The sequence below is a fragment of the Alphaproteobacteria bacterium genome (assembly GCA_040905865.1).
Taxonomy (GTDB): Bacteria; Pseudomonadota; Alphaproteobacteria; order UBA8366.
In genome coordinates this window covers 79,400-86,070 of sequence record JBBDQU010000060.1, presented here as the reverse complement: position 1 = coordinate 86,070, position 6,671 = coordinate 79,400, and the positions used below count along the sequence as shown (strand labels likewise).

The window sequence follows — 6,671 nt, the reverse complement described above, 5'->3', positions numbered from 1 at the left end:
AAACATGTCAACGATGTATCCGGTCCAAAATGTCAATGAAGTATCCGGTTGCTCATGAGGAGGGACGGCGGCCCGCTGGAAACAGGGCGCCTCGCCCCGCCCCGCCCCCCATTCCCCTGCCGCCCGAAGATGCGCTACGCTTCCCTCTTATGCGGCGGCGGAACGCGCCGGGCTCAATCGACGGGGGAGACAGACATCATGGCGGATCTGGCGGCACGGCTGGTTGCGGCGCGGCGCGGCGGCGATACGGTAACGCTGGCGCCGGGGGAACTGCCGGACGACATGGCGGCGGCGCAGGCGGTGCAGGACCGGGTCTGGACCCTGCTGGACGAACGCTGCGGCGGCTGGAAGATCGGCGGCACCAGCCAGGAATCGCAGCAGCGGCTGGGCACCAGCGAACCGGGCGCGGCGAAAATCCCCGCCGGCGGCTTCTTCCCCAACTACGCCAACATGCCGGTGCACCCGGCGCACAGCCCCGCCATCGAATGCGAATTCGCCCTGCGGCTGGGCAGGGACCTGCCGCCGCGCGCGACCGATTACAGCGACGCGGAGGTCGCGGCGGCGGTATCCGCCCTCGCGCCGGCCATCGAGGTCGCGGGCACAAGGTTCCAGGGCGCCATCGGCGAGGTGCTGTCCCGCGCGACGCTGACCGCCGACAGCGGCTTCGGCATGCATATCGTCACCGGCACGTTCCGCGACAACTGGCGGGATTTCGATCTGGCCGGCCACACGATGCGCCTGTCGGTGAACGGGACCGAACGCGGCGCCGGCACGGGGGCCCGCGTCATGGGCAACCCGTTCCGCGCGCTGGTCTGGCTCGCCAACCGGCAGCGGACCCGGGACGGGCTGAAGGCGGGGGAGATCGTCTCGACCGGCAGCTGCACGAAGATCTACCCGGTGCAGCCGGGCGACACGGCCCATGCGGATTTCGGGACGCTGGGGGTGGTGGCGGTGACGTTTGTGGGGGCGTGAGGGGCAAGAAGGCTAAGAAGACAGATCAGGCTTCTCTCACGCGGGCTCGTAGGGCTGCACGTCGATCGCGTCGGCCTGTTCGCGCATCGTGTAGGTGTCGTGCCAGGCCTGAATCCGCAGCATCGTATCCATGTTCAGGCCGAACGCCTTTTCGATCCTGAGCGCCATTTCAGGCGAGAGTGACGCCTTCTCGTTGACCAGGTCCGATAGGGTCGCGCGGCGCACGCCCAGGATTTCAGCGGCCTTGGTGACGCTCAGGCCGAGTTCCTTGAGAATTTCCTCCCGGATAAATTCTCCGGGATGAGACGGCTTCATGCCGATTTTTACGGGTTCGTTCATCAGTGATAGTCCTCCAAATCCAAATTCAAAACGTCTCCATCTTCGATTTCGAACGTAATTCGCCAATTGCCCGAAACGCTGATGCTCCAGGTTCCCGTCCGGTCGCCTGAAAGCTGGTGAATGCGCCATCCCGGCGGTCCCAGCATGGTCTCGGCGCTCGATGCGGCTCCCAGGGAGGTCACCACGCGGCGAATGCGCGTCACCAGATCGTGTTGGATTCCCCGGCTGTCGCCTGTCTCAATGTAGCGTTCCAGACCTTTATGGCGGATGCTCCTGATATTCATTTCATGATTGTACGGTAAAACCGTACGGTAACCAAGTAAAAACGTTTTCCTGGCGGGAAATGCCCTGCCCTTGCCTATCCTTGGTGCCGTCCCTCGGTGATGTTTCGTGATGCAGGTTCTTCGAAAAGCGATGTTAAATGGGTGTCCATTAATATGCTTGCCTTCCCGTATACCCGGGGTAAGAGCGGATGTGGTGTTGTTCTCGACCTCTTTGAGATCCGCGACCTGTGCGCCGCCCATCCCGGCCAACGCTAAAATATTGCATCTTCCCGTAAAATATGCTAATATTCCTTTTTTAGACAATTTATCGAGGCAAGGGATATGGCGGAACTGAACGAGCGGCAGGAGATGTTCTGCCGGGAATATGTGCGCCAGGGCGTCGGGTCCTGGGCGGCGGTGGCCGCGGGGTATGAGCGCAGCGGCGCGGCGGTGCAGGCGAGCCGGCTGCTCGACCGGCCGGAAGTCCAGGCGCGGATCGCCGAACGGCGCGTGCAGGTGGCGGGGCAGCACGCCCGCGATACCGATGCGCTGCTGGCCCGGCTGGAGGCGATCTGCGAGATGGCGATCCGGCGCGAACAGCTTCACGCCGCCGTCCGCGTCGTGACCCTGCAGGCGCGGCTCGCCGGGTTGATGCCGGAACGCGGCGCGGGCCGCGCGGCGGCGAAACCGGCACCGGCCGACGGGTGGGGCCCGGAAGAACTTGCCGCGAAGATCAGGGCCGAGACGGAGCGGGCCTTCCCGTCCGCCGGCGCCGGGGACCGGGCAAGGCCGGCGTGGCAAGCGGCGGTATCGGAACCGGCGGAACCGGCGGAAACGGTCGCGGCGGAACCGGAGGTCACGGAACCGGCGACCGGAGAAACCGGGACGGCGGAGCCGGTAGCGGCGGAAACGGCGGAAACGGAAATGCCGGTCACGGAAACGCCGGTCGGAGAAACCGGGCCGGCGGAAGACCCCGATCCTGTGGTGGGGACCGTCCCCGCCGACAATGCCGCGCCGTTGCCCGCGTTATCCCGGGACCGCGACGGCTGGCTTCGCGACGCGGAATACAGCAGGCGGAAACTGGCGAACATGGCGGCGATGTTAAGCGATGTTAACCGATGTATATCCTCCCGCGATTTTCCCGACGGCACCCCCCGGCCGCGCGGACCCGGCGACGGCGACGGGCTGGAGGCGGTAACGCAGGAGCCGAAGCTGGAAGGGTAGTCGCGGATTGAAGCGCCGGCGCGGCCCTCCTCACCCTGCCCTCTCCTCCGGGGAGGAGAGGGTTCCTAAAAAGAAGGTGGCGAAGCCGCGATTTCCTCCCTCTCTACCCCTGGGGGTGGAGAGGGCCGGGGTGAGGCGGGAGCTGGCGGGTTACGGCTTGCCTTCGAGATGGCCCAGGATCGTTTCCAGCACGCCGTCGGGATTGCCCAGCGCTTCGTTGTTCCAGAAGCGCAGCACCGTAAAGCCCCGTGCTTCCAGATACGCGGTGCGGGCGGCGTCGGTTTCCGGGCGGTGCTGGCCGCCGTCCAGTTCGACGATCAGCATGGCTTCCGGGCAGGCGAAATCGGCGATACAGGGACCCACCGGATGCTGGCGCCGGAACTTGCGGCCGCCGATCTGGCGGTTGCGGAGACGCGACCAGAGCAGCGCCTCGGCATCCGTCGCGTTACGGCGCAGGGCGCGGGGGCGCTGTGGCGGCATGGGGATGCTCCATCGTGAACGGCGGGGGCGCAGTATGACAGCGGTTGCGGAGATTTTCGAGTATGGCGCGGCCCTCCTCACCCTGCCCTCTCCTCCGGGGAGGAGAGGGTTCCTAAAAAGAAGGTGGCGAAGCCGCCATTTTCTCCCTCTCTACCCCCCGGGGGTGGAGAGGGCCGGGGTGAGGCGGGGGTTGCGATGCCGATAAATGCCTGTAAATACCAATCGAAACGATCCTCTTCATCCCACCGTGTTGCGGATTTCCTCCAGCACCGGCATCAGGTGGCGGCGGAACAGGGCCGGGTTTTCGGACATCGGGAAATGGCCGATATCCGCCATCACCTTGCCCTTCGCGCCGGGGATGCGGTTCGTGGTGGCCTCGGTGCGTTCCGGGGTGCAGGAGCTGTCGTATTCGCCGGACATCAGGTAGACCGGGCAGCGGCTGGTGTCGATCCGGTGCGAGCGGTCGTCGAAATGGCCGTCGGTCCAGTAGAAATACAGGTCGCCCTTGAAGATGCCGGGGCCGCCCTGCTTGTAATGCCACAGGGTCTCGTGGCGGAACTCGTCCGGGCTTTGCGGCGCGACCTGGCCGGAGACAAACGCGGCGGCGATTTCCCCGCCGTGGATGTCCGGGCGGTGCAGCCAGTCGGTGTCGTAATAGGGCTCCAGCCGGTCCGCCCCTTCCAGCGCGATGACGGCGCGAAAATCGTCCGGCTGTTCCAGCGCCAGGTGCAGCACGATCCGCCCGCCCATCGAGCAGCCCATGACCACCGGCCGGTCCAGTTCCAGCGCCCGGCAGAAGGCGTTGACGGTCTCGCGGTAGAGGGCGGTGGTAAGTTGGTAGTCGCGGTTCTGGTAGCCGACCGGCGGGTTGGACTTGCCGTGCCAGGGCATGTCGAAGGCGAGCACGCGGTAATTGTCCGTCACGGCGGAATCGCAGAGCAGGTGGCGGAACTGGCGGGCATCCGCGCCCGCCGTGTGCAGGCAGACCAGCGGAATGCCGGAACCGGCTTCCTCGACATAGACGCGGCAATCCTCGCCCGCGACCCGCATGGTGAAGTAGCGCCCGGTGATCGGTTCGTACTGGACCATTTATCTGCCTCCGCCTGCTTTGGCCATGATCTAAGCCTCCACCGCCGCGGCGCGCGGCGCGGCCAGCAGGTCCTTGAAATACTGGAGGTTCTGCATCAGCGGCAGCAGGTCGCCGTCCAGCGTCGCGAGGCCCGCCGCGACCATGGAGAAGATGTCGTGCCGGTCGCGCGGCGGCTCCGCCGACCAGAAATCGGCCCAGACATCGCCGGCGGCGCGGATCGAGAAGGCGCCGGTATCGGTCGGCAGTTTCCGGGGCGCCACCGATTCGATCCGGCCGTCGCGGATCGAAACGATGTAATCCGCCGTTCCCACGCCCAGCAGGAATCGCAGGGTGAGCCGCCGGCCGCGATGGACCAGCCAGTCATCCGCGTTCGCCCGTTCCGCCAGTGTTTCGATCACGTCCGATATCCTTCCATCTTGTCCGCAAGGCCCGCGCCGCTTACTAATCCATATTACGCATAATCATTTTACACGGGGGAATACCATCATGGCCATCAAACGCATCGACACCAACAAGCTGATGAGCAGGGCCGTCGTGCACGGCGACACGGTCTATCTGGCGGGGCTCACCGCCGACGACACGTCGCTCGACGTGCAGGGCCAGTGCCAGCAGATCCTCGACAAGATCGACCGCTACCTGGGCGAGGCCGGTTCCGACAAGACGAAGATCCTGTCGGCGCAGATCTGGCTGACCGATATCGGCACCTGGGCGGCGATGAACGAAATCTGGGTGAAGTGGATCGACCCGGCCAACCCGCCGGCCCGCGCGACGGTGGAGGCCAAGCTGGCCAACCCGAAGCTGAGCATCGAGATCATGGTCGTGGCGGCGCGCTAAACGGGTTCGAGCGCCCTGTGCGGTCCGGGTGGCAGTTCGATGCGGATCGCGTCGCCCGGCCGCACCGCGCCGCCGGCCAGCACGATGCTCATGACGCCGGCCTTGCGGACAAGGTTGCCGTCGGCGTCGCGGCCCAGCGTCGCCTTCATCAGGCCGGGCATCAGGTTATCGAGCTGGTAGCAGGGGTTGCGCAGCCCGGTGATTTCGACGACGGCGTCGGCGCCGAGATGCAGCTTCGCGCCGCGCGGCAGGCCCAGCAGGTCGATCCCGGCGGTGGTGACGTTCTCGCCGATCAGCCCGGGGGCGAGGTCGAAACCCTGCTCCCGCAATTCGTCGAACAGCTCGGCATGGATCAGGTGGACCTGGCGCAGGTTCGGGACGCTCGGGTCCTTCTTCACCCGGGCCTGGTGGCGGACGGTTTCGCCGAGGTGCGAATCGCCCTCCACTCCCAGCCCGGCCAGCAGGGTGATGCTGTCCCGGTTCGGTTTGGTGAAGCTGTATTCGGCGTTGCGGCTGACCGCCGTGACCGTGGCGTTCATGGCTGGCTCTCCTTTCTAGATCGGGTCCCAGCTGAACACGTCTTCCGACCGGTCCAGCGCATAGAAATGCGGCTTCATCGCCGGGATGGCGTGGCTGGCGATGGTTTCGGGCGTCCAGCCCTCGCCGCGATGCACCGAACGGATCGGCCGCGACTGGCCCATCAGGAAGATCTCGTTGTTGCGCACGCCGAAGATCTGGCCGGTCACCCCGGCGGCCGCGTCGCTGACCAGATATGTGGCCATCGGGGCGATCTTCTCCGGCGTCATCTCCTGGATCTTGGCGACGCGGGCGCGTTCCGCCTCGGTGTTCTGGGGGATCGAGCCGATCATGCGGCTCCACGCGAAGGGCGTGATGCAGTTGGACCGCACGTTGAAGCGCGCCATGTCCAGCGCGATGGATTTCGACAGCCCGGCGATGCCCAGCTTGGCGGCGGCATAGTTGGCCTGGCCGAAATTGCCGATCAGCCCGGAGGTCGAGGTCATATGCACGAAGCAGCCCGATTCCTGCGCCCGGAAATGGTCGGCGGCGGCGCGGCTGACATTGAAGCTGCCCTTGAGGTGGACATCGATGACGCCGTCCCAGTCCTCCTCCGTCATGCGGTGGAAGATGCGGTCGCGCAGGATGCCGGCATTGTTGACGACGATGTCGATCCTGCCGAACTCGTCGACCGCCTGCTGCACGATGCGGTGGGCGCTGTCCCAGTCGGAGACGCTGTCGGCGTTCATGACGGCCTCGCCGCCGGCGCCGCGGATTTCGTTGACCACCTCATAGGCCGGGCCGCTGTCCTGCCCCTCGCCGGCGACCGAGCCGCCGATATCGTTGACCACGACCTTCGCGCCATGCGCCGCCATCAGCATCGCGAAGCCGCGCCCGATTCCGCGCCCCGCGCCCGTGACAACCGCAACTTTTCCGTCCAGCATCTTCCCGTC

The 6,671-nt window shown here is 66.0% G+C and carries 10 protein-coding genes; 3 read left to right on the top strand and 7 right to left on the bottom strand.

What is annotated here, in order from left to right; translation table 11 throughout:
• Positions 1 to 198 precede the first annotated feature (198 nt).
• Entirely contained in the window at positions 199 to 972 is a 774-nt protein-coding gene (locus WD767_13510; GenBank protein ID MEX2617108.1) for a fumarylacetoacetate hydrolase family protein, read from the top strand.
• A gap of 36 nt (positions 973 to 1,008) precedes the next feature.
• Here WD767_13510 and WD767_13505 read toward each other — a convergent pair whose 3' ends face one another.
• Together WD767_13505 and WD767_13500 are read right to left on the bottom strand one after the other, a co-directional pair.
• Positions 1,009 to 1,311 (bottom strand): HigA family addiction module antitoxin, encoded by a 303-nt coding sequence (locus WD767_13505; GenBank protein ID MEX2617107.1) that lies wholly within the window; start codon positions 1,309 to 1,311, stop codon positions 1,009 to 1,011.
• Positions 1,311 to 1,835: a type II toxin-antitoxin system RelE/ParE family toxin gene (locus WD767_13500; protein ID MEX2617106.1), complete on the bottom strand. Its 525-nt coding sequence runs from the start codon at positions 1,833 to 1,835 to the stop codon at positions 1,311 to 1,313. The genes WD767_13505 and WD767_13500 overlap by 1 nt, the downstream gene beginning before the upstream one ends.
• An 81-nt stretch (positions 1,836 to 1,916) precedes the next feature.
• Here WD767_13500 and WD767_13495 point away from each other — a divergent pair, with 81 nt between their 5' ends.
• Positions 1,917 to 2,798: a terminase small subunit gene (locus tag WD767_13495; protein MEX2617105.1), complete on the top strand. Its 882-nt coding sequence runs from the start codon at positions 1,917 to 1,919 to the stop codon at positions 2,796 to 2,798.
• Positions 2,799 to 2,948: 150 nt separating this feature from the next.
• On the opposite strand, the gene WD767_13490 is transcribed toward WD767_13495, so the two are convergent.
• The 3 genes from WD767_13490 to WD767_13480 form a co-directional block, all read right to left on the bottom strand.
• The gene (locus WD767_13490) at positions 2,949 to 3,278 is read right to left on the bottom strand and encodes an endonuclease domain-containing protein (protein ID MEX2617104.1); all 330 of its coding nucleotides are present in this window, start codon (positions 3,276 to 3,278) and stop codon (positions 2,949 to 2,951) included.
• A gap of 237 nt (positions 3,279 to 3,515) precedes the next feature.
• On the bottom strand, positions 3,516 to 4,367 hold the full coding sequence (locus WD767_13485) for an alpha/beta hydrolase (protein ID MEX2617103.1): 852 nt from the start codon (positions 4,365 to 4,367) through the stop codon (positions 3,516 to 3,518).
• A gap of 30 nt (positions 4,368 to 4,397) precedes the next feature.
• On the bottom strand, positions 4,398 to 4,766 hold the full coding sequence (locus tag WD767_13480; protein ID MEX2617102.1) for a hypothetical protein: 369 nt from the start codon (positions 4,764 to 4,766) through the stop codon (positions 4,398 to 4,400).
• Positions 4,767 to 4,854: 88 nt separating this feature from the next.
• On the opposite strand from WD767_13480, the gene WD767_13475 reads away from it, so the two are divergent.
• Positions 4,855 to 5,202 carry a RidA family protein gene (locus WD767_13475; GenBank protein MEX2617101.1) on the top strand — a complete coding sequence of 116 codons (348 nt, stop codon included), beginning with the start codon at positions 4,855 to 4,857 and terminating at the stop codon, positions 5,200 to 5,202.
• On the opposite strand, the gene WD767_13470 is transcribed toward WD767_13475, so the two are convergent.
• Both WD767_13470 and WD767_13465 read right to left on the bottom strand, forming a co-directional pair.
• A complete protein-coding gene (locus WD767_13470; protein ID MEX2617100.1) occupies positions 5,199 to 5,741 on the bottom strand; it encodes an MOSC domain-containing protein in 543 nt (180 codons plus the stop codon). The two genes, WD767_13475 and WD767_13470, sit on opposite strands and share 4 nt — an antisense overlap.
• Positions 5,742 to 5,756: 15 nt before the next feature.
• A complete protein-coding gene (locus WD767_13465; protein ID MEX2617099.1) occupies positions 5,757 to 6,662 on the bottom strand; it encodes an SDR family NAD(P)-dependent oxidoreductase in 906 nt (301 codons plus the stop codon).
• Positions 6,663 to 6,671: the final 9 nt, after the last annotated feature.

Bases quoted from the DNA above. Each gene is read 5' to 3' on its own strand.
- WD767_13470 (MEX2617100.1), bottom strand. From the start codon at position 5,741: ATGAACGCCACGGTCACGGCGGTCAGCCGCAACGCCGAATACAGCTTC.
- WD767_13510 (MEX2617108.1), top strand. From the start codon at position 199: ATGGCGGATCTGGCGGCACGGCTGGTTGCGGCGCGGCGCGGCGGCGAT.
- WD767_13465 (MEX2617099.1), bottom strand. From the start codon at position 6,662: ATGCTGGACGGAAAAGTTGCGGTTGTCACGGGCGCGGGGCGCGGAATC.
- WD767_13485 (MEX2617103.1), bottom strand. From the start codon at position 4,367: ATGGTCCAGTACGAACCGATCACCGGGCGCTACTTCACCATGCGGGTC.
- WD767_13505 (MEX2617107.1), bottom strand. From the start codon at position 1,311: ATGAACGAACCCGTAAAAATCGGCATGAAGCCGTCTCATCCCGGAGAA.
- WD767_13490 (MEX2617104.1), bottom strand. From the start codon at position 3,278: ATGCCGCCACAGCGCCCCCGCGCCCTGCGCCGTAACGCGACGGATGCC.
- WD767_13495 (MEX2617105.1), top strand. From the start codon at position 1,917: ATGGCGGAACTGAACGAGCGGCAGGAGATGTTCTGCCGGGAATATGTG.
- WD767_13475 (MEX2617101.1), top strand. From the start codon at position 4,855: ATGGCCATCAAACGCATCGACACCAACAAGCTGATGAGCAGGGCCGTC.
- WD767_13500 (MEX2617106.1), bottom strand. From the start codon at position 1,835: ATGGGCGGCGCACAGGTCGCGGATCTCAAAGAGGTCGAGAACAACACC.